Origin of the sequence: Streptococcus sanguinis SK355 (assembly GCF_000212855.1) — a bacterium.
GTDB lineage: Bacteria > Bacillota > Bacilli > Lactobacillales > Streptococcaceae > Streptococcus > Streptococcus sanguinis_A.
The window spans coordinates 346,895-373,420 of sequence record NZ_GL890993.1; the positions used below are offsets into that span (position 1 = coordinate 346,895).

Annotated in this window: 27 protein-coding genes and 2 pseudogenes; 2 read left to right on the forward strand and 27 right to left on the reverse strand. The window is 43.9% G+C overall.

What is annotated here, in order from left to right:
- Positions 1-164 precede the first annotated feature (164 nt).
- The 15 genes and pseudogenes from HMPREF9389_RS09570 to HMPREF9389_RS09505 all read right to left on the reverse strand — a co-directional run bounded on the left by HMPREF9389_RS09570 (position 165) and on the right by HMPREF9389_RS09505 (position 12,242).
- On the reverse strand, positions 165-923 hold the full coding sequence (locus tag HMPREF9389_RS09570) for an ABC transporter ATP-binding protein (RefSeq protein ID WP_002928130.1): 759 nt from the start codon (positions 921-923) through the stop codon (positions 165-167).
- Positions 920-1,786 carry an ABC transporter permease gene (locus tag HMPREF9389_RS09565; protein ID WP_002928137.1) on the reverse strand — a complete coding sequence of 289 codons (867 nt, stop codon included), beginning with the start codon at positions 1,784-1,786 and terminating at the stop codon, positions 920-922. Before HMPREF9389_RS09565 ends, HMPREF9389_RS09570 begins: the two co-directional genes overlap by 4 nt.
- A gap of 97 nt (positions 1,787-1,883) precedes the next feature.
- The gene (locus HMPREF9389_RS09560; RefSeq protein WP_002928140.1) at positions 1,884-2,381 is read right to left on the reverse strand and encodes a beta-class carbonic anhydrase; all 498 of its coding nucleotides are present in this window, start codon (positions 2,379-2,381) and stop codon (positions 1,884-1,886) included.
- Positions 2,382-2,529: 148 nt separating this feature from the next.
- On the reverse strand, positions 2,530-3,225 hold the full coding sequence (locus HMPREF9389_RS09555) for a TIGR00266 family protein (protein ID WP_002907884.1): 696 nt from the start codon (positions 3,223-3,225) through the stop codon (positions 2,530-2,532).
- 114 nt (positions 3,226-3,339) lie between these two features.
- Positions 3,340-4,056: a TIGR00266 family protein gene (locus tag HMPREF9389_RS09550; RefSeq protein WP_002928146.1), complete on the reverse strand. Its 717-nt coding sequence runs from the start codon at positions 4,054-4,056 to the stop codon at positions 3,340-3,342.
- A 117-nt stretch (positions 4,057-4,173) separates the two neighbouring features.
- The gene (radA, locus tag HMPREF9389_RS09545; RefSeq protein WP_080557169.1) at positions 4,174-5,541 is read right to left on the reverse strand and encodes a DNA repair protein RadA; all 1,368 of its coding nucleotides are present in this window, start codon (positions 5,539-5,541) and stop codon (positions 4,174-4,176) included.
- A gap of 5 nt (positions 5,542-5,546) precedes the next feature.
- Positions 5,547-6,179, reverse strand: a complete 633-nt coding sequence (locus tag HMPREF9389_RS09540; protein WP_002928154.1) for a methyltransferase domain-containing protein — start codon at positions 6,177-6,179, stop codon at positions 5,547-5,549.
- 52 nt (positions 6,180-6,231) lie between these two features.
- The gene (locus tag HMPREF9389_RS09535; protein WP_002928156.1) at positions 6,232-6,747 is read right to left on the reverse strand and encodes a histidine phosphatase family protein; all 516 of its coding nucleotides are present in this window, start codon (positions 6,745-6,747) and stop codon (positions 6,232-6,234) included.
- An 18-nt stretch (positions 6,748-6,765) separates the two neighbouring features.
- Positions 6,766-7,221 (reverse strand): isochorismatase family cysteine hydrolase, encoded by a 456-nt coding sequence (locus tag HMPREF9389_RS09530; protein ID WP_002928165.1) that lies wholly within the window; start codon positions 7,219-7,221, stop codon positions 6,766-6,768.
- Positions 7,222-7,230: 9 nt separating this feature from the next.
- Positions 7,231-7,674 carry a dUTP diphosphatase gene (locus HMPREF9389_RS09525; protein WP_002928167.1) on the reverse strand — a complete coding sequence of 148 codons (444 nt, stop codon included), beginning with the start codon at positions 7,672-7,674 and terminating at the stop codon, positions 7,231-7,233.
- A gap of 218 nt (positions 7,675-7,892) precedes the next feature.
- Positions 7,893-8,582 carry a gamma-glutamyl-gamma-aminobutyrate hydrolase family protein gene (locus HMPREF9389_RS09515; RefSeq protein WP_002907876.1) on the reverse strand — a complete coding sequence of 230 codons (690 nt, stop codon included), beginning with the start codon at positions 8,580-8,582 and terminating at the stop codon, positions 7,893-7,895.
- A 182-nt stretch (positions 8,583-8,764) separates the two neighbouring features.
- Positions 8,765-9,553, reverse strand: coding sequence for an ABC transporter ATP-binding protein (locus HMPREF9389_RS12355; RefSeq protein WP_371621329.1), 789 nt, complete (start codon positions 9,551-9,553; stop codon positions 8,765-8,767).
- Between the two features lie 135 nt (positions 9,554-9,688).
- A pseudogene (locus tag HMPREF9389_RS12360) lies at positions 9,689-10,420 on the reverse strand (ABC transporter ATP-binding protein); the annotation flags it as partial.
- Positions 10,396-10,534: pseudogene (locus HMPREF9389_RS12365) on the reverse strand (ABC transporter ATP-binding protein); the annotation flags it as partial. The pseudogenes HMPREF9389_RS12365 and HMPREF9389_RS12360, both read right to left, overlap by 25 nt.
- Before the next feature lies 1 nt (position 10,535).
- Positions 10,536-12,242, reverse strand: coding sequence for an ABC transporter ATP-binding protein (locus tag HMPREF9389_RS09505; protein WP_032906192.1), 1,707 nt, complete (start codon positions 12,240-12,242; stop codon positions 10,536-10,538).
- Positions 12,243-12,402: 160 nt separating this feature from the next.
- On the opposite strand from HMPREF9389_RS09505, the gene HMPREF9389_RS09500 reads away from it, so the two are divergent.
- Together HMPREF9389_RS09500 and galU are read left to right on the forward strand one after the other, a co-directional pair.
- Positions 12,403-13,425 carry an NAD(P)H-dependent glycerol-3-phosphate dehydrogenase gene (locus HMPREF9389_RS09500; RefSeq protein WP_002928177.1) on the forward strand — a complete coding sequence of 341 codons (1,023 nt, stop codon included), beginning with the start codon at positions 12,403-12,405 and terminating at the stop codon, positions 13,423-13,425.
- A 16-nt stretch (positions 13,426-13,441) separates the two neighbouring features.
- Positions 13,442-14,347, forward strand: a complete 906-nt coding sequence (gene galU, locus HMPREF9389_RS09495; protein WP_002928179.1) for a UTP--glucose-1-phosphate uridylyltransferase GalU — start codon at positions 13,442-13,444, stop codon at positions 14,345-14,347.
- 95 nt (positions 14,348-14,442) lie between these two features.
- Here the strand turns inward: galU and HMPREF9389_RS09490 are convergent, their stop codons facing one another.
- The 12 genes from HMPREF9389_RS09490 to HMPREF9389_RS09435 form a co-directional block, all read right to left on the reverse strand.
- Positions 14,443-15,126, reverse strand: coding sequence for a rhomboid family intramembrane serine protease (locus tag HMPREF9389_RS09490; RefSeq protein WP_002928181.1), 684 nt, complete (start codon positions 15,124-15,126; stop codon positions 14,443-14,445).
- Positions 15,107-15,646 (reverse strand): 5-formyltetrahydrofolate cyclo-ligase, encoded by a 540-nt coding sequence (locus tag HMPREF9389_RS09485; protein ID WP_002928183.1) that lies wholly within the window; start codon positions 15,644-15,646, stop codon positions 15,107-15,109. Before HMPREF9389_RS09485 ends, HMPREF9389_RS09490 begins: the two co-directional genes overlap by 20 nt.
- Positions 15,647-15,666: 20 nt before the next feature.
- Entirely contained in the window at positions 15,667-16,800 is a 1,134-nt protein-coding gene (locus tag HMPREF9389_RS09480; protein WP_032906196.1) for an N-acetyldiaminopimelate deacetylase, read from the reverse strand.
- Between the two features lie 76 nt (positions 16,801-16,876).
- A complete protein-coding gene (gene dapD / locus HMPREF9389_RS09475; protein WP_002928188.1) occupies positions 16,877-17,575 on the reverse strand; it encodes a 2,3,4,5-tetrahydropyridine-2,6-dicarboxylate N-acetyltransferase in 699 nt (232 codons plus the stop codon).
- Between the two features lie 468 nt (positions 17,576-18,043).
- On the reverse strand, positions 18,044-18,940 hold the full coding sequence (locus HMPREF9389_RS09470; protein WP_002928191.1) for a hypothetical protein: 897 nt from the start codon (positions 18,938-18,940) through the stop codon (positions 18,044-18,046).
- Between the two features lie 227 nt (positions 18,941-19,167).
- Positions 19,168-20,052 carry a hypothetical protein gene (locus HMPREF9389_RS09465; RefSeq protein WP_002928193.1) on the reverse strand — a complete coding sequence of 295 codons (885 nt, stop codon included), beginning with the start codon at positions 20,050-20,052 and terminating at the stop codon, positions 19,168-19,170.
- A gap of 74 nt (positions 20,053-20,126) precedes the next feature.
- Complete coding sequence (locus tag HMPREF9389_RS09460; RefSeq protein ID WP_002928196.1) at positions 20,127-21,110, reverse strand: hypothetical protein; 984 nt, start codon at positions 21,108-21,110, stop codon at positions 20,127-20,129.
- Between the two features lie 374 nt (positions 21,111-21,484).
- A complete protein-coding gene (locus HMPREF9389_RS09455) occupies positions 21,485-22,024 on the reverse strand; it encodes a PepSY domain-containing protein (protein ID WP_002928198.1) in 540 nt (179 codons plus the stop codon).
- Positions 22,025-22,230: 206 nt separating this feature from the next.
- Entirely contained in the window at positions 22,231-23,571 is a 1,341-nt protein-coding gene (locus HMPREF9389_RS09450) for a HAMP domain-containing sensor histidine kinase (RefSeq protein WP_002928200.1), read from the reverse strand.
- Positions 23,549-24,226 carry a response regulator transcription factor gene (locus HMPREF9389_RS09445; RefSeq protein ID WP_002928202.1) on the reverse strand — a complete coding sequence of 226 codons (678 nt, stop codon included), beginning with the start codon at positions 24,224-24,226 and terminating at the stop codon, positions 23,549-23,551. Before HMPREF9389_RS09445 ends, HMPREF9389_RS09450 begins: the two co-directional genes overlap by 23 nt.
- A 291-nt stretch (positions 24,227-24,517) precedes the next feature.
- Positions 24,518-25,531 carry a hypothetical protein gene (locus tag HMPREF9389_RS09440; RefSeq protein WP_002928205.1) on the reverse strand — a complete coding sequence of 338 codons (1,014 nt, stop codon included), beginning with the start codon at positions 25,529-25,531 and terminating at the stop codon, positions 24,518-24,520.
- Between the two features lie 30 nt (positions 25,532-25,561).
- Positions 25,562-26,467, reverse strand: coding sequence for a hypothetical protein (locus HMPREF9389_RS09435; protein WP_002928208.1), 906 nt, complete (start codon positions 26,465-26,467; stop codon positions 25,562-25,564).
- Between the last annotated feature and the right edge of the window lie 59 nt (positions 26,468-26,526).

Sequence of the window (26,526 nt, forward strand, 5' to 3'; positions counted from 1 at the left end):
TCTAGCGGTTTTTATTCATCTATGAGGGCAATTTGAAGCAAAAGGACATAGTCCTATTTAATAGAGAACTAGATTCTTTTGATCATTAATTGTCTAACTTTGTGGGAGCAGTACATTATTTAGTAGATATTCTTTCTCTTGCTTTTACAAAACTCTGAGAAAGCCTATTCAAACAAGCCATAGTAGTCTGCGATGGTCATCTTAGCTTTCTCGTCTTTGTTTAAGTCCTGAATAATCTGCCCGTCTTTCATAACGATTAGTCGGTTGCCGTATTTGAGGGCATCCTCCATGTGATGGGTAATCATGAGGGCTGTGAGGCGGTCACGATTGACAAATTCATTGGTAAGCTCCATCAAGGCTACACTGGTCTTGGGATCCAATGCTGCAGTATGCTCATCCAGAAGCAAAAGCTCTGGACGCTTGAGCGTTGCCATGAGCAGACTCAAAGCCTGTCTTTGCCCACCAGAAAGAAATTCAATCGGTGTATCTAGATGCTTGTCCAGACCATTGCCGATTTTCTCAATCGTCGCCTGAAACTCTTCCCTGTAACTGTTGAGCCCACGGGGCACCAAGCCACGCTTTTCACCTCGGAATTTGGCGATAAGAAGATTTTCCGCTACTGTCATACGCGGAGCCGTTCCCATCTTAGGATCCTGAAAGACACGGGACAGGTACTTGGCCCGCTTTTCTGGTGAAAAATGAGTGACATTTTCCCCCAAGATATGAATGCTGCCGCTGGTTAAAGGGAGAGTGCCGGCAATGACATTGAACAGGGTTGACTTTCCTGCACCGTTTCCACCTAAAATCGTAATAAAATCATGCTCGCGAATGTCTAAAGAAACATCATTTAGGATGATTTTTTCTTCATCAAAGCCGCTCTTTACAAGCTTGGTTGCATTTCTTAATTCTACAATCGCTGTCATTTGCTTAACTTGGCTCCTTTAAAGAATTTATTTTTCAGGGTTGGAATCATGAGACAAACGGCCAGAATCACCGCGCTGTAAAGACGGAGATAGTTGGTATTAAACCCGAGAGCAATAACGCCCCAGATCAAGAACTGATAGGCAATCGCACCAACTACAATGGTGATCAGCCGCTCTGCCAAGGTCAGACTCTGGAAGAGTACCTCACCAATGATAAGACTGGCCAGACCGACAACGATTACTCCAATCCCGCGGGAAACGTCTGCATAGCCTTCCTGCTGGGCAATCAGCGCTCCAGCCAGAGCAATCAAGCCATTTGACAGAATCAGTCCCATCAACTCCATACGGCCAGTATTGATACCAAAACTGCGAGCCATATCCGGATTATCTCCGGTCGCGATATAGGCCTGCCCTAGCTTGGTATCCAAGAAAAAGAGCAGGGCCGCAATCACCAGACTGACAAAAATCAAACCAGTCAAGAGGTCATTGACTTCCCCTGAAAAGGGCAAAACATCCTGAATCTTACTGCTGCCTAAAAGCCCCAGATTGGCACGGCCCATCAGCATCAGCATGATGGAATGACAGGAGGTCATGACCAAAATCCCAGAAAGTAAGGTCGGAATTTTCCCCTTGGTATAAAGCAGGCCTGTCACTGCACCCGCAGCACAGCCCGCTAAAACGGCTGCTGCTGTTGCCAGAAAAGGATTGACTCCCTTGGTAATCAAGGTAACTGCCACCGCCCCGCCTAAGGGGAAGGAGCCTTCTGTCGTCATATCAGGAAAACCCAGAATCCGGAAGGTCATAAAAATACCTAGACCTAGGACGGCCCAAACCAATCCCTGAGAAATAATGGAAAGAATCATAACATTGTCCTAACTAATTAAAATCGTTTCTCTATTTTAACATAAAAAAGGAGCCAATTTCAATGCCGATGCGCAGACAAAGAAATTGACTTCCCAACTATTCCTCAACAACTGTCATCCGACCAGTATCTACATCGTAAACCGCTCCTGAGATTTCTACATCAGCTGGAATCAGTGGTGACTGTCGCAACAAGGCCATATCCTCGCGCACACTTTCCTCTACATCTGTAAAGGGCAAAAAGTCCTGATTGCTGACATCAACACCTAGTTCTTTATGAAGATAGGCCGTAAAATCCTCATTCTTGAAGGTCTGTGCTCCGCAGTCTGTATGGTGTAAAACTACGATTTCCCGCGTTCCTAGCTGCTGCTGCGAAATAACCAGCGAGCGAATCATGTCCTCCGTCACCCGACCGCCAGCATTGCGCAAGATATGGGCGTCTCCTAGTGCTAGTCCCAGAGCCTGGGCTACGTGGAGCCGAGAGTCCATGCAGGTCACAATGGCTACCTTGGTCTTGGGCTTGATCGGCAAATGCGCTGTCCCATGCAAATCAACATAAGCTTGATTAGCCTTCATAAAATTTTCAAAATATGACATTCTTTCCCCTTACTGGTACTTTGATATTCAAATAATTTTATATTATCTTACCATCTTTTCTTCTATTTGTCAGCTGTCGGCTTTGTTATAAAAAAATAGGACAGATAAATCCAGCATCTAGCCTGATCTTCTGTCCTAGTTTTATTTCTTATGAGCTTCTTGGAATAAACTTGCTAAGTGAGCCTGCAAAGGTTTGAAGATTGAGACTTTGAACATAGACTTCACCAGTACCTTGGAAGGTGTTGACCACTCCTTCACCTGTTCCAATAGACTGCCAGAAGCCATTTTCCAGATGGATGTTATAGTTCAAAGATTGGCTCCAAGCTACTACATGGGCATTGTCGATTGTCACTTCTTGGTTATGAAGCTCAATTTTCTTAATAGAACCAAAGGCATTAGCCAAAAGAGTGCCCTGTCCTTGGGTCGTCATAACGAAGAGACCGCCTTGCCCGCCAAAGAGAGCTTTTCCAACAGACTGGCGCTCCATGGTATAGTAAGCCGTACCATCAAGAGCCAAGAAAGCACCGTCATTTAGGCGATATTGCTTTTCACCTAGCTGAAGAGGAATAACCTGACCAGGAGCATCTGGCGCCAAAGCAAGATAGCCATTATCAGACTGGGCAACAGCCTGGGTAATGAAGGTACTTTCACCAGAAACCATCGAACGTCCCACAGCCTTGACAAAACGTCCTAAGCCAGAACCGCTTGCATTGAGCTGGGTATTCAGGGTCACATTCGGCGTGTGGTAGACCATGCTGCCACGCTGGATAAAGACGGTTTCTCCTTGATTGAGCGACAACTCAACCAAAGGAAACTGCATATTACTGTCCATAGAAAATCGCATAAGAAATGCCTCCTTCTTATTATGACTTGATTATAACATTTTCCTACATTTTGAACAAAGGAAAACTGAAGGATCCAAAAAAGAAGAGACTGCCTTAGTCTCTCCTAGAAATTTTCAAGAATTGTCAATATGCAGATGTGGGCGAAGAACATTAGCAAAGGTTTCAATATTGAGACTTTGGATGTAAATTTCTCCAGTTCCATGAAAGGTATTGACTACTCCTTCGCCAGTCCCCATGGACTGCCAGAAACCATTTTCTAAATGAATATCATATTCCAGCTCTCGACTCCATGCTACTACGTGAGCATTGTCAATCGTTATCCTATCATTATGCAGCTCTACCTTTTGAATCGAGCCAAAGGAATTTACCAAGAGTGTCCCCTGACCTTGGGTACTCATCACATAAAAGCCTCCCTGACCACCAAAGAGAGCTCGACCTACCGATTGCGTCTCCAAGGTATAAGAGGCAGAGCCATCCATAGCCAGAAAGGCACCATCATTAAGGCGGTATTGCTTTTCGCCTAGTTCCAGAGCAACAATCTGACCAGGTACATTAGGTGCTAAGGCTAGACGACCGTTATTTGATTGAGCAGTTGCTTCAGTGATAAACACTCCTTCGCCAGAAGCCATAGAACGGCCCACAGCTTGGATTGCCTTGCCAAAGATTGATTGAGACTCTGCATTCACTTTGGCATTCAGGACAATGTTGGGAGTGTGGTATATCATGCTCCCGGTCTGAATACGAACAGACTCTGATGCATCTAAGGCAATCTCCGCCAAGGGAAATTGAGCATTATTGGTAATAGAAACATTCATACGATGATCTACCATGGTTGATTATCCTCCTAAAAAGTCCGGAAAAACAACTTATAGGAGCTTTCCAGACAAATCCTAATTTTTTCTAGCAATATTATAGCACGTGCAATAACTTTTCGCAATACTGTTAAATCAGGAAAATACTTTCTTTAAGACTTCCCCAATCGTCGTCACACCGATGACTTGGATATTGTCTGGAACTTTGAGACCATTCAGAGAGTTTTTAGGAGCGTAGACTTTGGTGAAGCCCAGCTTTGCTGCTTCGTTGATGCGCTGTTCGATGCGATTAACCCGACGGATTTCACCAGTCAGGCCAATTTCGCCGATAAAGCATTCTTGAGGATTTGTAGGCAGATCCTTGTAGCTGGAAGCAATAGCTACTGCTACTGCCAAATCAATCGCTGGCTCATCTAGCTTGACGCCGCCAGCAGACTTGAGGTAGGCATCTTGATTTTGCAGGAGGAGTCCTGCCCTCTTTTCCAGAACTGCCATGATGAGGCTGGCTCGGTTAAAGTCTAGACCAGTCGTGGTTCGCTTGGCATTGCCGAACATGGTCGGTGTCACTAAAGCCTGCACCTCTGCTAAAATCGGCCGCGTCCCTTCCATGGTTACAACGATGGAAGAGCCTGTCGCGCCATCCAGTCGCTCTTCTAGAAAGACTTCACTGGGGTTGATAACCTCAACTAGCCCGCCAGATTGCATTTCAAAAATGCCAATCTCATTGGTGGAGCCAAATCGGTTTTTAACTGCTCTCAAGATACGGAAAGTGTGCTGACGTTCGCCCTCAAAATAAAGCACAGTATCCACCATGTGCTCCAGAGTCCGAGGACCAGCTAAGGTTCCTTCCTTGGTCATGTGACCAACGATAAAGGTCGCGATATTGTTGGTCTTGGCTAGCTGCATAAGCTCAGCTGTCACCTCTCGGACCTGAGAAACAGACCCTTGAACACTAGAAATTTCCGGCGACATTACCGTCTGAATGGAGTCGATAATCAGAAAATCTGGCTTAATTTTCTCAATCTCTGTGCGGATATTTTGCATATTGGTCTCGGCATAGAGATAAAATTCACTGTCAATATCACCGAGGCGTTCCGCCCGCAGCTTAATCTGCTCAGCTGATTCCTCCCCGCTGACATAAAGGACTGTGCCCTGATGAGAAAGCTGGGTGGATACCTGCAGAAGCAGGGTGGATTTCCCGATACCGGGATCTCCACCAATCAGAACCAGACTGCCAGGCACCACGCCACCACCCAGCACACGGTTGAACTCATCCATTTCCGTCTTGGTCCGATTGACATCAATCGAAGTGACCTCAGCCAGCTTCATGGGCCGGGTCTTTTCGCCTGTCAAGGAAACACGGGCATGCTTGACTTCTGCAGCCTCTACTTCCTCAACAAAAGAAGACCACGCTCCACAATTAGGACAGCGGCCCAGATACTTGGGCGAATGATATTCACAATTTTGACAGACAAAGGTCGTTTTTTTCTTAGCGATGGTGATTCTCCTTATTTTCTAATAATCCAAACAAAAGTAGATAAGACCTGAAACACTTGCTCTATGTTAGTAAAGCCAGCCTCTTCTAGTAGGTTTGCAACTTCTTGAGGCGAGAGGGTATTCATCAAACTAGCTTGATTCTCATAAGTACGCTGAATTTGTTGCTGATTGGCTCCTAGCTCTGAAGCAAGTGTTTTCCAATAGCCCAGTTGCTGGTTGGAAAAAAAGCTAAGAATCAGAAGGCCACCGTCACTTAAAGAGTCATAAATTTTTCGAAGAAAAAAGCTGGGATTTTCAACAAACTGCAACACTAGCAAGCAAGAACAAATCTGATAATCAGAGGGCAGTATTGCTTCTTCAAATCGACTATTAAGATACTCCGCTTGAGGCAGATAAACCTGTCTTTTAAGCTCTTGCAGCATCGCCTCACTTGGCTCCACAACCGTCAACCCTGCCTTAGGAAATAAGGATGCCAAACCATTCAACTCATCCGTCTGGCTTGCCAAAGCTAATACCTTGTCGACTTTTAAACTGGGTGCTAACCTAAGCAATACTCCTCGGAAAATCACATCTAGCATCACATCATAGCCTGGAATTTTCTGACGAATTTCTGTTGCATAGTCCTTGTTCTTAAATTCTTTCATATTTTCTTCTATCTCAAAATCCTTTTATTAAGATTCTTTTTACAACGAAACATCAAATCTTCAGTTCACATTCAATAAACTGGCAAAAATCAATCTGCTGATCAGCTACAAACTGGCGGATGAGCATGCGATGGGCTACAAGAGCTACCGTCTCGTAGTCTCTGTATTTGCTTAAGGCACTGAAAAAGCGGGCTTTCATATGCTCAGCCGTTTCATACTGGACAGGACTTCTTGCAGGGAGACAACCATTATTTTCAAAAAATAACTTCCAAGCCTGCTCAAACTTTTCTGTCCCACTCTCATATACCTGCCATTCATGCAGCAAAGGCTCCACAAAAAGCGGCAGTTGGCGGTCTCGAATCAGATAGGAGGCTGTCTCCAAAGCCCGCGTCACAGAAGAGGAAATCAGAATTTCCGCCTGTTCCAGCAAAGGATTGGCAGCGGCCTCTGTCGCCATCCGACGACCAGTAGCCGACAAGGGAGCCAAATCTAGTCCAAAGCCAGTGTAACCAACCTCTTCCAAAAGTGAATAATCTGGCTCTCCATGACGGATAAAAATAATTTTCATATTAAGATCCCCATAAAACTATCCAATCTTGATTCCGCAATCTTGCCACTGCTTCAGTGTTTTAGAGAATTTCTTCTGGTTGGCAACTCCGACAGCAGACAAATCGACAGAAACCTGATAATTCTCCTTGACAGCTGCCAAAACGGAAGCCTTGACACAGCCATTGCCATCTACCCCTATAAACTCTATGCTTTTAGCACCGTTTCCCTCTAAAAAATCTTTTAAATCTGGATTAGTAAAGCAAGAAGCCCGACGCTTCTCAAAAATACGAGAAGATACAACCATCAAGCCGGTCGCAAATTTCTTCTTTCTATCTTTTCTCTCCCAGAAAAAACGATTGAGAATATAGATAACTCGGTCGCTGGGATAGGTAGCAATTTTGTCATTTACAGCTGCAGTCAATTCTTCATGATATGCTTTTCCTACAGCAACATAATCTGACTGCATGTCTACAACTAATAAATAGTCTGCCATTTTATTCCTCTATTTCCCAGTTGAGCCAAATCCGCCGGTCCGCACACCTTCTGCCTCATCTCCATCCGCAATCAGAAATGGTGCAAAGACAGCCTGCACCACACGCTCCCCAACTTCGAGAATCACTTCCTGATCAGTGATGTTTTTCATCTGAGCAAAGATATGGCCTTCATTTCCTGGATTACCATAGTAGTCGCCATCAATGACCCCAACGGAGTTAATCAAGACCAGACCTTTTTTCCGAGGATTGGACGAGCGGTCGTAAAGATAAAGCACCTCGCCAGGCTGCATATAGGCCTTGACACCAGTCGGAACCAGCTTAATCTCCCCTGGCGCAATGAGAGTGCGCTCTGCCACTTTCAAGTCATAACCAGCTGCGTGAGCCGTCTCTCTCTTGGGCAGCAAATCTTTATTTGTAAAGCTAGACACCAGCTCGAATCCGCGAATTTTCATGTATTTCTCTTTTCTATTTTTGCTGTCCCTATTATACTAAATTCGTAAAAAACAAGCAAAAAAACCGCCAATTGGGCGGTTCTTATAGGGAGATTATTATGAAAAAGAAAAGTTTTAGGATTTCTAAACAAAGTTAGGAGGTCTTTGTTTATGGTCTTAGTATAGAACACTTATCTTAAATTTTCCTAAAAGTAACTTAAAAAAATGAAATTATTTTTTTACAGCTCTTGCAAGAGGTACTGAAACAGCTCCAAATTGCCTTTTTCTTCGTTTATTAAAAACTCCGGATGCCATTGAAGACCGATGATACGATGATTGTCAACCGATTCAATCGCTTCGATGGTATTGTCTCTTGGATCAAAAGCTGTCGCGCGGAAATTAGGTGCCAAGTCCTTGATGCTTTGGCGATGAACCGAATTAATCTGGCTAGCCTGACCAAACAAACGCTCCACAACGCTGTCTTTCTCCGTGCGAATGGAGTGCGAAGTACCAAATGGCAAGCCCTGCCAGTGATTATCAATGTGCTGATTGAGAGTGCCGCCAAAAGCAACATTTACCAACTGCAAACCGCGGCAAATAGCCATAACTGGTTTGTTTTGGCGCAGGGCTTCTTTCAAGAGCGCCAACTCAAACTCATCGCGAACAATATTGTAGTCGTCACTATCGATGGTCTTTTCTTCCCCATAAAACTGCGGGTGAACATTTTGCCCGCCTGACAAAATCAGCTTGTCAATGGTTTCTACGTAATCCTGGACTAAACTTTTATCCCCAACAGGAATCACCATCGGCAGGCCACCAACCATTCGTACGCCGTCCACAAACTTGCGTGAAACAGAGGTGTGAATATTCTTTCCAGCTTCATCTACTGGACAAAGATTGGCTGAAATTCCAACAATTGTTCTGCACATACCGTGATTCCCCCCTTATTTTGATATAGTATATCTTACCACGCCTTTTCTCAGTCGTCCAATAGATTTTTTTTAAGCTGCTTATAAAAATTTTTTATCAAAGACTCTGCATGTCTCTCAAATAAAAAACTCTCGAATGTACTATAAGTACAAACGAGAGTTTGGAAAAATTTCTCAACTTTCTACTCAAATACAAACTGGTTATGATAGAGTTCTGAGTAGAACCCACCCAGTTTAAGGAGTTGGTGATGATTGCCCTGTTCGATAACCTCTCCGTCTTTGAGGACGATAATCTGGTCGGCATTGAGAATCGTCTTGAGGCGGTGAGCAATGACAAAGCTAGTTCGGCCAGCCACAACGGCTTCCATGGCCTGCTGAATCTTGCTTTCTGTTACTGTATCGACATTGGAAGTCGCTTCGTCCAAAATCAAGACTTGCGGATCCGTCAGCAGGGTTCTGGCAATAGAAATCAGCTGTTTCTGCCCAGTTGAGAAAATATTCTGGTCATCATCTACCAGAGTATCATATTTGTCCGGCAGACTTTCGATATAGTCATGGATATGGGTCGCACGCGCAGCCGTTTCGACCATCTCCTGACTAGCATCCGGCACACCGAAGCGGATATTGTCCCGAATCGTACCGCTAAAGAGCACCGAATCCTGCAAGACAATGCCCACATGACTCCGTAAGCTATCCAGCTCATAGTCCCGAATATCGCGACCGTCAAACTCAATGCTGCCACTATCCACATCATAAAAGCGATTGAGCAAGTTCATAATAGTCGTCTTGCCTGATCCAGTCGGTCCAACAACAGCTGTCATCTTGCCCTTGGGGGCTAAGATAGATACGTCTTTGAGGATAGGCTTGCCTTCCACATAAGAGAAGTCCACATGCTTGATCTCCACGGAGTCTGTAAGCTCTGTGAAAGCAGGTGCATTCTCTGGCCGGACTTCCTCCGGCGCATCAAACATCTCCTGAATCCGGTCAGCTCCTGTAAAGGCCAACTGCAGACTGCCCCAGCTGGCTGCAATCTGGATGATAGGCTGATAATACTGCTGGGAAAACTGAGTAAAAGTAGTAATCAGGCCAACTGCAACGGCCGTTTCAACATTGGGATCGCTCAGTAAGACAGCCGAACCAACAAAAATAACAATAGCTGTATTAATCAAATTCATCCCGTTCATGATTGGGAAGAGAAGGCCAGAAAAGGTTCGGCCTTTAAAGGTCGCTGAGCGTACTCGATCATTCTGCTCAATAAAACCTTTGATGACCTCCTCCTGCATCCCCTGAACGATAACGGCTTTTTGACCGGAAATGGTCTCGTCCATATAAGCATTGAGGCGGCCGACTTCTTTTTGCTGAAGATTGGTGTATTTCCGAGCCAGCCTAACAATAATCACTAGGAGAAGAAAAGCAACCGGTGTGCTGGCTACCGTTATCCAGGCCAATCTAACATTTTGAACAAACATGATAATCACTAGACCCAGATAGAGCAAGGCATTGCTCATAACCTGGATCATACTCTCGTTTAGAGCCTGCAGGATATTGTCCAAATCACTTGTAAAGCGCGATAAAATGTCTCCATCCTGATGGCGGTCAAAGAAAGCAACTGTCATCTTGGAGAGCTTGCCAAACAGGCCCTTGCGCATTTCATTGGTCGAATGGGCAATAACTCGGGTCATCAAAATCATGTAAATCAAGCTGGAAACAGACAGGCAGACAAAGGACACCAATACACTGCACATAACGTTGCCAAAAGTCGACAGAATCTGATCAGTCTCACCCTTCTCCGCAAAAGCTCGGCCCAACTCAACCAAATGCTGAACAGCCTGACCGACATAAACCGGAAAAAGGACCTGAAAAACAGTCGCTGTTACCATCATCAAGAGCACAATGACAAAGGATAATTTGTAACGCTTAAAATATTGCCAGAAAAATGCAATCGTCCGCATCCTAGTCCTCCTTTCCTTTCTGAGTTTCGTAAATTTCGCGGTAAACATCGTTAGTGGCGACCAATTCCTCATGCGTCCCTTGGCCAATCAGCCGTCCCTGATCCAAGACCAGAATCTTATCTGCATGAACAACGGAGCTAATCTTTTGAGCAATGATAATCGTCGTCGTTCCTTGTAGCTCTTTGTTCAAGGCTTCTTGAACCAGCTTTTCTGACTTAGCATCCAAGGCTGAGGTCGAATCATCTAAAATCAAAATATTGGGATTGTTGACAACACCTCTGGCAATGGACATCCGCTGCTTCTGACCTCCAGAGAAGTTACTGCCACGTTCCTCCACTGCACTATCAAAACTCTCTTCCATACGGTTGATAAATTCACTGGCTTGGGCAATACGAGCCGCTCGCTCCATCTCAGGCAGTGAAGCATTGAGCTTGCCCTGACGGAGATTGTCCGCAATGGTCCCACTAAATAGAATCGCCCGCTGCAGAACGATAGAAACATTTTTTCGAAGAGTTCCCTGGCTAAGCTCTCGCAGATCCCGGCCGCCAATCTTGACAGAACCTTCCTGCGGGTCAAAAAGACGGGGAATCAGCTGGGCCAAGGTAGATTTACCAGCACCTGTCGCACCGACAACACCAATCATTTGCCCCGGCTCAACCTCAAAGCTGATGTCCTTTAGCATTGGCTCGTCATCGTTGGGATAGGAAAAAGTCACATGCTCAAAGCGTAGGCTGCCTTCTAGTTCTTCATCTGGTGAGTCTGGAAAAACCATGGCCGACTCCGTCGCCAATACTTCCTTGATCCGACGGATAGAAATGATTCCCCTCGTCACGCCATTTCCCAAAAAACCAACCATAATGATAGTGAAAATAATCTGGCTAAGATAACCAATAAAAGAAGCGATAGAGCTAACCAGCCCTGGCTCCGCCTGAATCATGCCAGATAGAGTCCAGATAGCCAGGTAAACAGAGCTGTAACCGACCAACATCATCATTGGCTCAATGATTGAAAAAGCATAGCCAATATAGAGATTCTCTGACAGCAGCTCATCAGACACCTGACTGAACTTATGAAACTGGTCTTCCTCCCGCACGAAGGACTTGACCACTCGCACACCACGAAGATTTTCCTTGGCAATGGCATTGATTTTATCCAAAAGAGTTTGGAATTTCTTAAAACGAGGGCCCATCATCCCCATCATGACAGCGGTTAGACCAGCTATGAGCACGATTAGCAAGAAAATAATCCACCAGAGAGAGGGCATGGTCACAATGGCCAGGATGACTGAACCGATAAAAAGGATGGGCAAGCGAAGAAGAATTTGAAAGAGCATCATAGTCACATTTTGAATCTGATTGATGTCATTCGTCATCCGCACGACTAGATTTCCAGCGTTGAATTCCTCGATATTGGCATAAGAAAAGGTCTGAATCTTGCGGAAAGTCTCCTCACGGAGATCTGATGAAACAGCCTGGGCAATGTAAGCCGCCAAGGTCACATTAACTCCTCCTGCTACTAGCCCAACAAAACCGATACCAATCAGCCAACCGCCCATACTGTAGATGGTCTGGCTATTTTGCTCCTGCAGAGCATCTAAGATGTGCTTTAAAAACCAGGGCAGTAAAAGAGAGCTGGCAATCATCAGCGAGGTCATCAAAAGCGAACTCAGGGCATACCATTTATAGCGTAATAGACTTTTAAAAAACATGCTTCCTCCTACTTTTTTCATATTTGACTTAGTTTCCTTACTATATCACAGATAAAAACAATGTCAAGCAAGAAATTTCTTATATTATATGGTAAAATGAGATATAGAACTCTAAAACTGATTTAAATTCAGACCCGGAATTTCATCATAAGGAGAAGATATGGATAAACAACGAGTTGCTGTGATTGGTCCTGGTTCTTGGGGAACAGCCCTATCACAAGTGCTAAATGACAACGGACACCAGGTTCGTATTTGGGGAAATATCGCTGAGCAAATCAACGAAATCAACAACGAGCACTCCAATAAACGCTATTTCAAAGACATTGTACTGGACGAAAAGATCAAGGCCTATCATGACCTAGAAGAAGCTTTAAAAGATGCGGATGCTGTGCTTTTTGTCGTGCCGACCAAGGTAACCCGTCTGGTAGCCAAACAAGTAGCCCAGGCTCTAGACCACAAGGTGAAAATTATGCACGCCTCCAAGGGACTGGAACCCAATACCCACGAACGGATTTCAACTATCCTAGAAGAAGAAATCCCTGCAGAGCTTCGCAGCGAGATTGTCGTCGTCTCAGGTCCCAGCCATGCTGAGGAAACCATTGTACGCGATATTACCCTGATTACTGCTGCTTCCAAGGACCTGGAAACGGCTAAGTATGTGCAGGAGCTCTTCAGCAATCACTACTTCCGCCTCTACACTAATACCGACGTCATCGGAGTGGAGACTGCAGGCGCTCTGAAAAACATCATCGCTGTTGGAGCCGGTGCTCTCCACGGATTAGGCTATGGTGACAATGCCAAGGCAGCTATTATCACACGCGGTCTGGCCGAAATCACGCGGCTAGGTGTTAAGTTAGGAGCCAATCCTCTGACTTATAGCGGCCTATCTGGTGTTGGCGACCTGATTGTCACAGGGACCTCTGTCCACTCTCGCAACTGGCGGGCTGGCAATGCTCTAGGGCGCGGTGAGATATTAGCTGATATCGAAGCCAATATGGGCATGGTTATCGAAGGAATTTCCACCACTAAGGCCGCCTATGAACTAGCCCAAGAGCTGGATGTTTATATGCCGATTACCCAAGCTATCTACAAGGTTATTTATCAAAATTGTAATATCAAAGATGCCATTTATGAAATCATGAACAATGAATTCAAGGCTGAGAACGAATGGACTTCGTTCTAATAGAAAGGAACTGATTATGTCAAAAGTTAAGAAAGCCGTCATCCCTGCAGCTGGTCTAGGAACCCGCTTCCTGCCAGCTACCAAAGCTCTAGCCAAGGAAATGTTACCGATCGTTGACAAGCCAACTATCCAGTTTATCGTTGAGGAAGCTCTCAAATCTGGAATTGAAGATATTCTAGTTGTCACTGGTAAGTCAAAACGCTCAATCGAAGACCACTTTGACTCCAACTTCGAATTGGAATACAATCTCAAAGAAAAAGGCAAGAACGACTTGCTCAAATTGGTCGATGAAACCACTGGTATCGGTCTGCACTTCATCCGTCAGAGCCATCCACGCGGTCTGGGAGATGCTGTCCTTCAGGCTAAGGCTTTCGTAGGAAACGAACCTTTCGTTGTCATGCTTGGTGATGACCTCATGGATATCACCAATGATAAGGCTGTCCCGCTGACCAAGCAATTGATTGATGACTACGAAGCAACTCATGCTTCTACTATCGCTGTCATGCAGGTCCCTCATGATGATGTGTCCTCTTACGGGGTCATTGCCCCTCAGGGTGAAGGCGTCAAAGGTCTCTACAGCGTGGAAACCTTCGTCGAAAAGCCAAAACCGGAAGATGCACCGAGTGATTTGGCTATCATCGGCCGCTACCTGCTGACACCGGAAATTTTTGAAATCTTGGAAAATCAAGCTCCTGGTGCTGGAAATGAGATTCAGCTGACAGATGCGATTGATACTCTTAACAAGACGCAGCGCGTGTTCGCTCGCGAATTCAAGGGTGATCGCTATGATGTCGGCGACAAATTTGGCTTTATGAAGACTTCTATCGACTACGCCCTCAAGCATCCGCAGGTCAAAGACTCCTTGAAGCAGTATATCATTGACTTGGGCCATACATTAGAGAAAAAACAAGAGAAAAAATAACGGCTTCAAATAGCTGGAGAAAAATGAAATTTTAACTTAAAAAGAGGTTTCTCAACCTCTTTTTTATATTTTATCAGTTATTTTCTAAAGATTCATTAAATCAAAGAATGGTGAAAACCTAGAAAAATCAGAAGTGCAGCCAAGGCTAGATAACCAAACAGGACTAGCCAGCGCTGAGCAGGTTTAAAGGCATTGCTTGAGCCTTTGACAGGAAGAATGACCGCACAGAGTATGCCACCAATCAAACCGCCCAAATGCCCCGCCAGGCTGATACCAGGCATGAAACTAAAGATGATATTGACCACAATCAAGGTCATATAAGACTGCCCCAGCTGCTGAATGTAGCTGTCGCGAACGACATAGTGCAGGGTTACAATAGAGGCAAAAAGTCCAAACAAGGCTGTAGAGGCTCCTGCTGACAGAGTATCCGGACTGAAAAAGAAGACAAAGATATTTCCCATCAGGCCAGACATCATATAGAGCAGAAAGAAATTTCGCGAGCCAAAAATATCTTCTGCCTGCCGTCCAATAAAATAAAGAGTAACAGTATTTACCACAAAGTGCTCCAAGCCAATATGCACAAAGATAGCAGAAATGAGACGCCATATCTGAGTAGGATACATGATAATAGTCGGAGAAAACACTGCTCCAAATTCAAAGACAGTTTGTTCTTCAGCATAAGAAAAACCACGTAAAATAAGCATCCCCACAAAGACAAGTGTTGTTAGAATTAACAAAACACTGGTCACAGGATATTTTTTATCGTAGATGTAGTTCATAAATCAGTACTTCCTTTACTGCTATATCGTGATAATTAGGCTCAAAATCAGACTTTTGAAAACTATAGATGCTGCTGATGGATGCTCCTGCAAAATCAACCAGATAACGGTCATAATAGCCACCACCGTAACCAATCCGAAAGCCTTGTGAATTAAAGACCACACCTGGCACATGAATCAGATCAATCTCCGTCTTCTCCACAGCCTCTTCGCTCGTCGGCTCCATAAGGCCAAAAGAGCTCTTTTGCAGGCGGCTTTCATCATAATCTACAAATATCATCCGACCCTGACCATAGGTTTTGGGCACTAAAACCCGCTTGCCGTCCAACTGAGCCTGCTTAATAAAGGATGCAGTTGAGACTTCATGCGGCATTGAAAGATAGGTAGCGATAACCTGAGCTTCTTGATAAGCTGCTGAACTGAGCAAGTGCTGGATCAGCCAGCTATCTGCCTGCTCTTTTTCTTTTCCTGAAAGTTTCTTCATCTGGTTCAGTACAGTTTGTCTCAGCTCTTTTTTCATTCAGCTCGTCCACCCTTTCCTTATCTTTCGTTGATTTTATAATCTAGGAATTTCCCAATCTTTTCAATAGCAAAGGGCAGTGCTGCCTCATCCGGTGTCATCTTGGGATGATGGAGGGCATAGGGACTGTCCACTCCCAGCCAGAACATGACACCCTTGACCTTGCTGAGCAGATAACCAAAGTCCTCGCCTGTCATAGCCGGCGCAATATCAATCAGCTGCACTCCTTCTTCCTTCTGGAAAAAGTCCATCAATTCGTCTGCCAGTCCAGGATGATTTTCCACAGGCAGATAGCCGCCTTGTTTAAGCTCCAAGTCCAATTCCAGATTGAAACTTTGGGCTATGCCCTCTGCTATTTCCCGTAAGCGCTTCTGAGTCAAGAGGTTCATCTCCTGAGTCAGAGTCCGAATGGTGCCATGCAGAAAGGACGTTTCTGCGATGACATTGTTGGTCGTACCAGCATGGAGCGAACCAAAGGTTACAATCGCTCCCTCGATAGGATCGACATTGCGACTGACAATGGTCTGCACCTGAGTGATAAAGTAGCTAGCCGCCACCAAAGCATCATTGGCTTCATGAGGAAAGGCCGCATGACCGCCCTTTCCCTTAAAAGTCAGCTTGACTTCACAGGTACCAGCAAAGAGGGTTCCTCTGTTAGTGGCAATATCGCCGACCTTGAGGTCCGGCCGCACATGGAGACCGTAAAATTCATCCGGTAGCCAGTCACCAAAAGCACCGTCTTCATACATGAGCATACCGCCAGCTTCATTTTCCTCTGCAGGCTGAAAGAGAAAGAGCAGATTGTGGGTAGGTTGAGCGCTCACAGCTTGTTCCAGCAGACCTAGGGCAACCGTCATGTGCATATCGTGTCCGCAGGCATGCATCCGTCCTTCATGAGTGCTGGCAAAGTCTAGACCTGTCTCCTCGACAATCGGAAGACCATCAATATCTGTTCGCCAGCCAATCGTCTTATCCGGTGAACTTCCCTTGATGAAGACCAAAATACCCGTCCGCCAAGTTCGGATTTCCACAAAGTCTAGACCTGCTGTCAGTCCATCAATGACCTGCATCAGGTAGGCATGGGTCTTGTATTCTTCCAGACCGATTTCTGGTATCTGGTGCAAATCACGGCGAATTTTCAGATAATCAAGCATTTTTCTTTCCTTTAAAATCTTGTCAGACCTGTCAAAGTTTTGGGCCACACCCAATCAATTCAAATTTATGCTATTTTTAAAGAGTGCGCAGAGCATCTTCCAGAGCTGTCTTCTGCTGGGTCTTCTCGTCAATGGTCTTGATAACTCGTGCCGGAACGCCAGCAACCACTACATTTTCCGGAACATCCTGGGTCACAATCGCACCAGCTGCAACAACGGAACCACTGCCAATTTGTACTCCTTCAATAACAACCGCATTGGCACCAATCAGCACATTGTCTCCAACCCGAACTGGCTCAGCACTAGCCGGCTCAATGACTCCTGCCAGAACCGAACCAGCACCGATATGACTGTTTTTGCCGACAATAGCTCGACCGCCCAGAATAGCACCCATATCAATCATGGTTCCAGCACCAATTTCCGCACCGATATTGATAACCGCCCCCATCATGATGACAGCATTATCACCAATTTCGACTTGGTCACGGATAATAGCCCCTGGCTCAATACGGGCATTGATGTCGCGCTTGTCCAAAAGCGGCACCGCTGAGTTGCGGGCATCCTGCTCTACTACATAGGTCTTATTTTCCTCTAAGTTCACGAGAAGTGGCTTGATTTCTTCCCAGTCACCAAAAAGAACATTGCCTAACCTCACAACAGACCAAGGGATTGATCCGTGCAATTCTCCATTAAAGGTCACCTTGACCGGAGTTTTTTTCTTGGCATCAGCGATAAATTTGATAATTTCTTGAGCGTTCATTTTAGTAGCAGACATAGCTTTACCTCTTTGTTCTTTCCATTTCTTTGTTTAGAGAAAGATACACTCTCTCCTAGCCATCTAATATTTATCTATTATAACACAATTCAGAAGTTTAGTTTGCACTTTCTTAGGACGATATTATTATTCCCTATTCAGAGGATTGAATATTTTTCAAATGGAGTCTCCTATTCTTACCCTCAGCAAATTCCAGATGATAGTGTATTCTGTCCAATATATCATAATCCATGGATGCAGAGTAGTATCCCTTGATTCCTACTTTGTAATATGTATTTGGAAGCTCCAAATGTTTTAGGGCACCCTAGATACCCGATTGTGATAAGGCCCATTGTGATTGGTTCCATTTGTTCCTTAGACTTTTACTTCCCCAAAGTCTTTCTTATACTCTCATCAGGATTTTTCTAGTTCTATTTGCACCAACCTCTTGATTTCTAAAGAAGATTCTGGCGTTTCTGGTCTATCTTCTCAGACCGTGCTGGTCAACAAACTTTTTAGACGGTAAAGCCCATTCACTTCGTCAAAATACAAAGAAACAGTCATATTGTCTGTCGTTGAGTAACTTAGACTAATTGAATCAACTTCTCCCTTAACTGATTTAGAAGCATAAATAGTTTTAGGCATCCCCAGTTCCGCTATGGCCTGTTTCACTTCCACTCCTTCTTGCTTATCTTGAGGAATAAGAGTTCTGTAATCATCGACCGATTTCGTAACTGGCCCCCAAGCATTGCGGAATAGTCTAACGTATACTAATGAGAGCTCTGTTCGACCTCCAACATCCCTAAACCTTAAGGTAATATCTCCTTTCTCTCCTATTAAATTATATGTCAGTTCAACTAATTGGCTGCCTTTCACGCTATTATCTATACTACCGGAACTAGCTTTTCCATACTTCTCGACAATATCCTGTGGAAATACATTAGGTTCTTTCATCGTTTTTACCATCTGTAGTATATCTTCTATTTGAAAGTCTATTTGTCGATTCTCTTCAACTAGTCCAGAATAATCTTCAGCCAGCTTCTCTAAATTATCTTCAGATTCATTCTGAAAAGTACTAGCAGACTGCGCTGATGACTGATTTCGTACTTGCTTTGACCTTGGCCACGTATATAATACAAGGATTGCCAAACAAGTAATTAGCACTAGACCCGTAGAAACTACTAACAAAGATGCGTATCGAGATTGACCTAAATTTGATACAAATTTAGGATTTCGATTCTCAGCCAACTTTTTTTGCTGTTTTTCTTTAGCTGTAGCCTCAAAGACTTCCCCCTGAGGACTGCTATCAGAGAACACACTAGTTACTTTCTTATTTAATCCTGGCTTCTTTGACCACTCCCGTTGAACTTTTCGTCCTCTTCCCATGCTCTTCTCCTTAAATAAACCAAATTCCTATTTTTTCTAGCAATTATTTTTTCAAAACAAAGAATACCGTCTGTCCACTTTTTCTTAATCTGACAAATACTATCTATTCAATAAAATGAACCTTGGTCGCACAATAGCAGATATCTTCAGTTTTCCCCAATAATGAATACTCATAAGAAGCTCAGACTACTGTCTACTTATACCTTTTGCTCTCAAGATATCTAACATCAGGTGATATGTTTTTCGTAAAGAAGATAGTTACCGGCCTGAGAAACGGTGAACCAAAGACTTACATATTTCCCATTCTCTAACTTATACAAAACATTCAGCTTTTGACCACTCTCGCCACCGGAATCAATTTCTATGTATTTTGACAGACCAAACTTCTCTAAAATTTCCTGATAGCTAGTTCCATCTTCGTTTTGAAACTCTTTACCAAGGACAAGATGTTCAAAATCTTCCTCTTTTAGATCCGTTCGGCTTTGAACATACTGCGAACTAGCAAGATTATAAGAATAAATACCTGACAATTGATATTCATTATTTATTTTTTCAAAGTAGAAAGACAAACGCTGCCGCGGTTCTTCTCGAGAATAGAAAAGACTCATGCGCCCATCAGTCTGATTCAGGAAAGGAGCTAGATTACCTGACTGCGCTTTACCAAATTTCTTAACAATATCCTTGGGTGTTAGTCCAGACCCGCTTCGCTCATCAACATCACTTTTTTTCTGTAGTTGAAGCTGACTAATATCCTCATAAGTCCAATCAAAATGGTCGTTCCCCTTATCCACATATTCATCCAATACTCTCTGAGGGGATAAGAAATATTCAAGCTGTTTTACCAAATAAGGAACTGACAAAAGCAAGAGGATGGACAAGAAACCTACTGATAACCACAGCACTTGTTTATTAACAAGCTTACGTCCAAGAATTCCTTTCCCGTCTCTCTCAACCGGAGTAGAACTCTTGTTTTCCACCCTATTCTTCGCGCGATCTGCTTCAGTAATAGCTAGTTCCTGTTCCTCTTGAACTTTTCCTGCTCTCTTCTGACCCTGTTGAAATTTAGTTTGGCGCTTTTGGCGCAGACTCTCCCAGTCTTTTCTTGGCATCATTCTCTCCTTTATGACCCAACTATCATATCATCCTCAATCAAATAATCCTAAACCGTAGAACAAGAATCTTCTTATCAATAAACATACTTCCGAGTCAGTCGATAATCCCCTGTCTTTGATAAGGCAAAGTCTAAGTAAAGATAGTTTTTATTCGTTAGCTGATATTTGAGATAGACAATCGTTCTGTCTTTATAGTCTACGGACTTGTTGATAACTTGCGGCAAACCAAAACGCGACACCACATCTTGAATGTGGGCACCTTGACCAAACTCGTCTGCTTTCAAGTCCTGGAAATCTGCTTCATTCAGCGCTTCTGAGCCACTTGAGTAAAGCGTGCTGCTCAGTTGATTACCTCGAATTGTGCTCAGTCGGTACTTGCCGTCAATTTTTTTGAACAAAAGACTGGCTGTTTGTTGTCCACTCGATTCACTATAAAAAAGATAAAGTGTATCATCGCTACCGTTGTTGCTCTCTCCTCCTGAAGTTGCCTTCCCAAACCGTTCAATAATTTCCTCAGCAGTCGGGGCGTCTTGTCCATTTACTTGCTGCTCAGATGAATAGACTTGAAGAGCGAGAACATCATCAAATGTCCAAGTGAAGTTAGCTGCTTTCTTATCAACATAAGCTGTCGCTTCTTGAGAAGTCTCATCCTCGGGAACCTCCCATGAGCGAGACGATGTTTCCGAAAAAGAGTAACTCTCACTTGCCTCACTAGAAGACCAACTAGAATGATGTGGGCTACTTTTTTGAGTTTCTTTATTTGATAAAGAAGGTCCAATAACAGAAGCAACCCCCAATATCAATGAAAGAATGGACAAGCTTTTTAAGATCCACTTAGAATTTCGTCGCCACATCGCAACAAGCTCCCACTGTTTCCAATCAGTTTTTGTTTCAAGCTTCTGCTTCTTTGTCGATAACTGTCTTGATTTGTCCTTTACCTTATCAACAGCAGGGCTTATTTGAGGTTGTCGCTGCTCTTTTTTAGCTGACACCGATTTACCTCCTGTAAATTTAGCCTTGTGCTGTTGTCTCAATGACTCTAAATCTCTTTTTTTCATCTATTCTCCTACTGTATTTTTATTTAAACTCTAATCTTTTAATACCTTGACCAAAGCTAGCTTCTATGTCGAGGACTAAGTGCTTGTTTCTCCTGCTCCATCCTCTAATCCAGTACTTTTCTCTAATATATAGCCTTGGGAATCCGACACTTCAAAAGAAAGGTTAACTATGTGAGTACCAGATAAGGCGAACAGCACCTATAACTTCTCAGTTCATCCTTCCTCTAAACACTATGAAAAGGCAGTTCTTCGCTAAGACAGTCTTGTTCCAGTATATCATATTTTGAACAGGTTTAGCTCTAAATCTACAAGGAAAAAGGCACGAACTTTCGTCCGTGCCCAACAAAGCAATTCCAAACTATATACCAACGATATTATTTAATTCTTTCGTTCAAAATGTTCCCACTGTTGGCATCAATGGTCATTTTGATCTTTTGCGTACCGTTCAGAGCTTCCAGCTTATAGACTACCTGACCGCCCCAAATATCCAGCTCTTCGTCATAAACACGAGCTTGAGGATATTTTTGCTGCAAGATCTTCTCAGCATCTTCAAAAGTCAATTGCACATTAGTCTGAGTCAGTTGCATGTCCTCATTGTCATCAATTGGCTCTTCCTTGGCTTTGAGAATGCTTCCTGTTCGAGCATCAATCTTGTACTCTTTTTCTGTAAAGCCGTCCAATACTGTTACATCATAGTATACAGCACCAGCTTTATTTCCGTCTAAATCAATAGAAACGACTTTCCCTGAACCAGCTGTCTGTAAGGCAATCGCCTTAGCGTCTGAAAGAGTTACGGTTGCTGCCTGAATCCGAGTAGCTTGCTTATACGAATCCGCTGAAACAACAGTTGCTGCTCCACCTGCTAAAATTCCTACTGCCAAACCGGCTAATAAGATTCCTTTTAGTTTTTTCATGGCTCGTCCTTCCTTTCTAAAACTTGACCCTAGAAATCAAAATCAGGCGAGGAAAACACCGTTCCAGTTAATGCATCCTAGACCATTCTTTCCATTTCAAAGGGGAGAGCTATCAAATGTTATTCATTTGATACTTATATTGTACAAGGACTAAATGAATCTAAAATGAATTTTGAGGAAATTTAAAAAATAATGCGAAAAGTCTTTTATTTCTTCTCCAGCTGGAAAGTCAGGATAAAGCGACTTCCCTGGCCAAGCTCTGACACAAGCTCTATCTGAACCTGATGCAAATCAGCGATTTTCCGAACCAAGGCTAGTCCCAAGCCGCTTCCCTCTCGACTGTTTTTATTTCTGGCTTGGTCAACTTGATAAAACCGATTCCAGATTTTATCGGTCTCAGACGGAGCAATACCAGCACCATTATCCGCCACCGTCAGCTGACAAACGCCATCTAGCTTACGTAAGGAAAGCTCAATGCGGTCCTTCGTAAATTTCAAGGCATTGCTAATCAGATTATCCAAAAGCCGATGAAGCAGAAGCTCATCAGCAACAATCCAGCAATCCTCATCTATGGAAGCTTCTAAAACAAGGCCACGCTCCTGACTTAGCTTCTGGAAGTCTGTCATCTTATCCGACAGTAAGTCAGACAGAGACAGGGATTTTTTGACGAGAGCCGGCTGATTCTCAAGCCTGGACAGATCCAAGATATGGCTAATCATCTCTTTCATGCGCTTGGTCTGACGGTTTATGATTTCAAAAGATTCCTTGGATTCATCCAGATTTTCTGCATAACGAAGACCATACTCACTCTCCGATAGAACAACCGCCACCGGTGTCCGCAGCTCATGAGAGACATCATGGTTAAACTGCTTTTCCCGCTGGAAGGAAGTCTCCAGCGAATCCAGCATGAGATTAAAAGCCTTTCCCAGACGATGCAGTTCATCATCCTTATCTTTCAGAGCCAGCCGCTTGGAAAAGTCTCCGCTCTCGCGAATTTCTAATGCCGTCTGAGATAGCTGATCTACCGGCCTCAGGGCTTTTTTGAGAATCCAGCAACCACCAGCAATAATCAAGATTAATAGAAATGGGGAAATGAAGACCAGGGACGTCAAATAATCAATCCATTCATGATTGCTATGACTGCTCAGAGTTACCGCCCGTAGCCACTGACCGCCATTTTTCATCTCAATGTCAAAATAAAGATAGGTCTTTTGATCAACTGTCGCCGTCGTTACAACAGATTGGTTAAAAGGAAGAGTCTCATCAAAGCCAGATGGCAGACTTTTTCTGACAAGATTTCCCGAACTATCATAGATTGAATAAAAAATTCCATCATCCATAGCCTCGTACTCACTGGGCTGCTGGCTGATTTCCGTGGCTGACTCAATCAGCTCCCGCTTGGCTGCTGCATCTGCCAGATTGCTGGATAACAGAAAGGCCAGACCCAGCAGCACTAGAATAAAGACAAAGAGAAAACTGCTGTACCAAAGAGTAATGCGTAGAACAATGCTGCCTTTTTTCTCCTTATTCCGAGCTCCAGATAACATATCCTACTCCCCTCTTGGTGTGAATAATGGACTGCTTCTTGTCCTGATCGATCTTACGGCGAATATTTTTAATCAGAACATCAATGATATTGGATTCTCCTTCATAGTCAAAATCCCAGACATGGTCCCGAATCTGCTCCCGCGACAAAATATGATCTTGATTGCGAGCTAGGTATTCCAGCACTTCATATTCCTTAGCTGTCAGCTCCAAGACCTGGTCATCTTTCAGGACAGCCTTTTTAGTCAGATCCAGAACTATTTCACCTAGATCAATCTTCTGACTAACCAGCTCACGCTGCTGTCGCCGCAAAAGAGCCCGCAGCCGCGCCAAGAGTTCTTCAAACTCAAAAGGCTTGACCAGATAATCATCTGCCCCCAAGTCCAAGCCCCTAATCTTATCTTCCAAGCTGTCACGGGCAGTCAGGACCAAGACAATGACTTGCTTTCCAGCCTGACGGATCTTCTCCAGAAAGGCAAAGCCGTCCATACGAGGCATCATAATATCTAAAATGATTAAGTCATAGTCCAACATTTCCAAAAATTCCAGAGCTTCCTCTCCATCAAAAGCACTGTCCACACTAAAATGCTCTTTCTTGAGAAGCTTGGTCAAACTGCGATTCAGATCCGCTTCATCTTCCACCAACAATAGCTTCATCAGGACTCCTTTCCAATCTTGTCCTTTCGTTTTTCAGAGCCATCACAAGAATAGCAATCGCAACTAAAAAACCGAGCTAATTGAGTTTCTAGCAATTATATGAAAGTCTATCACAATACTGCTACATCTCCTCTGGTTGTAACATATAATCAGGGAAAGGAAAACTGCTGCTATTCAATTGTCGACAAGCAAGGATAGATTAACTGACTACGAATTTCTTGGAGTTGTAAAAAGAGCGCAGATCTACAAGCCTCAACCAGCTTGTGAGATAAGCACTCCTATTCATTTATTCTATTTAGAAAGATTACTCAATAGGTACTGTCCGTTTTCCTGACGGATAAAAGTCAAAGTTATTTCCTTATTTGAAGATGTTTCATAGTTTACAAGCATCCTCGGCTCTGATTCACCATCCCCATAAACTGAAATATGTTGATATTCTGGGTATTCCTTGATTACTTCTTTAAAGGAAGAACCGCCCTCGCCTGTTTCCGCATCACCCATCTTTAAGTTCTCTGTAATCTGGCCAGATACCTTTTTATCATAGTCGTCACTACCGGGCATAATACTCATACCCTGAAGATGGTAGCTGCCATCCTCGTGTTTCATAAAGGTCAGAGTGGTATAACTAGAGTCAGGTAACCAAGACAATGAGAGCCCTTCTTCCTGAAACGTCACACTGCTGGCCAAGCCAAAATCTTTGACTACTTGTTCAGGGGTCAATCCTTCATCATCCGCACTAACAATGCTCAGCTTTTCAAGGTCTTTCACTTCCCACTCATATACATCCTCTTTTGACGGAGCCACAAAAGAAGCAACATCGCTTTGATGTCCCTTTCGAGACAGACTTGGCACACTTCCTCCACCCATAAAATCATTTAGGAAATAGCCGCCAAGACCTCCTAGCAATAGTCCCGCTGCCAGACCTATTCCTAAAAATCCTATCAGCTTGCCCGTACTATTTTTCTTTGGCTCTGGACTTGGCTGGCCAGCGAAGTTTGCAGCTTGCTGTGGTCCAGTAAAGTTCTGACCAGCTGGATTAAATCCCTGAGGGGCCGCTTCTTGAAAAGAAGGATTTGCCCAATTACCCTGCTGGGGCATCTGCTGCTGAGAGGCATCGAAAAATGGTTGTTGAACTCCGAAACCTTGGTTTTGATTTGCCATCTCAGGATTTCCTCCTTCAGCAGGAAGAGGCTGCCCCTCAGTTGAGCTTGCTGCAAATTGTCCTGAGACTGATGGTTGGGTTTGCTGCGGATATGGAGCCAATCCTTCTAAAGATTGTTCCTGCGGTTTATTTTGTTCTGACATCGTTTCTCCTTTTATTATTTGAGTTCTGTTTTATTTATTGGCAGTAGTGGACAAAAGATAGTTTCCTTCCTCCTGCTGAACGAAGAACAACCTATAAGTACCATCATTAGGAGCGTCATAAGCCACCTCCATAATGGTTTGACTAGTATCCTCACTGAAATCTTCATCTACACGAATAGAGATACTCCTCGGACTGCCATATTCCTTAAAAACTTCCTTATAGGAAATGCCATCCTTACCAGTCTTTGCATCGCCTTTTTTCAATTTTTCAAAGTAATCAGCCGCCATCGCTTCGTCCTCAGCATTATGCTTGCTTCCTTCAAAGCGAATATTGTAGATATGAAGGGTATTCAGATAGAAACCATCTTTTTTCTTCTCGAAATGCAGAGAAGCGGTTTGATCTGTATAATAAATTGGCCACTCTTCCTCATCGTCAGAAGTTTGAAACGTTCCCCACTCCAAATCAAGACTCTTGCTAGAGATCTCCTCTTTTAAGGCCTTGCCATGCTTATCAAGAATATCTTCCACAGAAGTACCATTCGTATCTGTCTGAATAGTATTGAACCGTAACTCTGACAAACTATCAATATCCCACTTGAACTCAGTAGTATCTGGGTCAATGTACTGATCTGATTGATCTCTCTTTGATGCTCCGGCATCAGCCAAAGGATGCAGCACAGGATATTCCCCTTTGATGACATCCGCCACTCCTATACCATAGCCCCAGATTCCACCTCCGATTAGTCCAAGACCAATAGAGAGCAGGGCTGCACCTATTAGGATTCCTTTCCAAGATTTCTTCTTAGCCAAAGGCAGAGTCGGTCCCTGCGGACTTGAAACATGGCCTTGCTGAGGTTGAAAATGATGCGGGAATCCCTCTTGCGACTGAGCATTCTTTGAAGGCTCAAAAGAATGCTGTGTTTGCTGTTCTGTCAATCTTCTTTCCTCTTTCTTGTTTTTTCCAATAGTCTTATCAGTTCTCTTTTAATAACGAA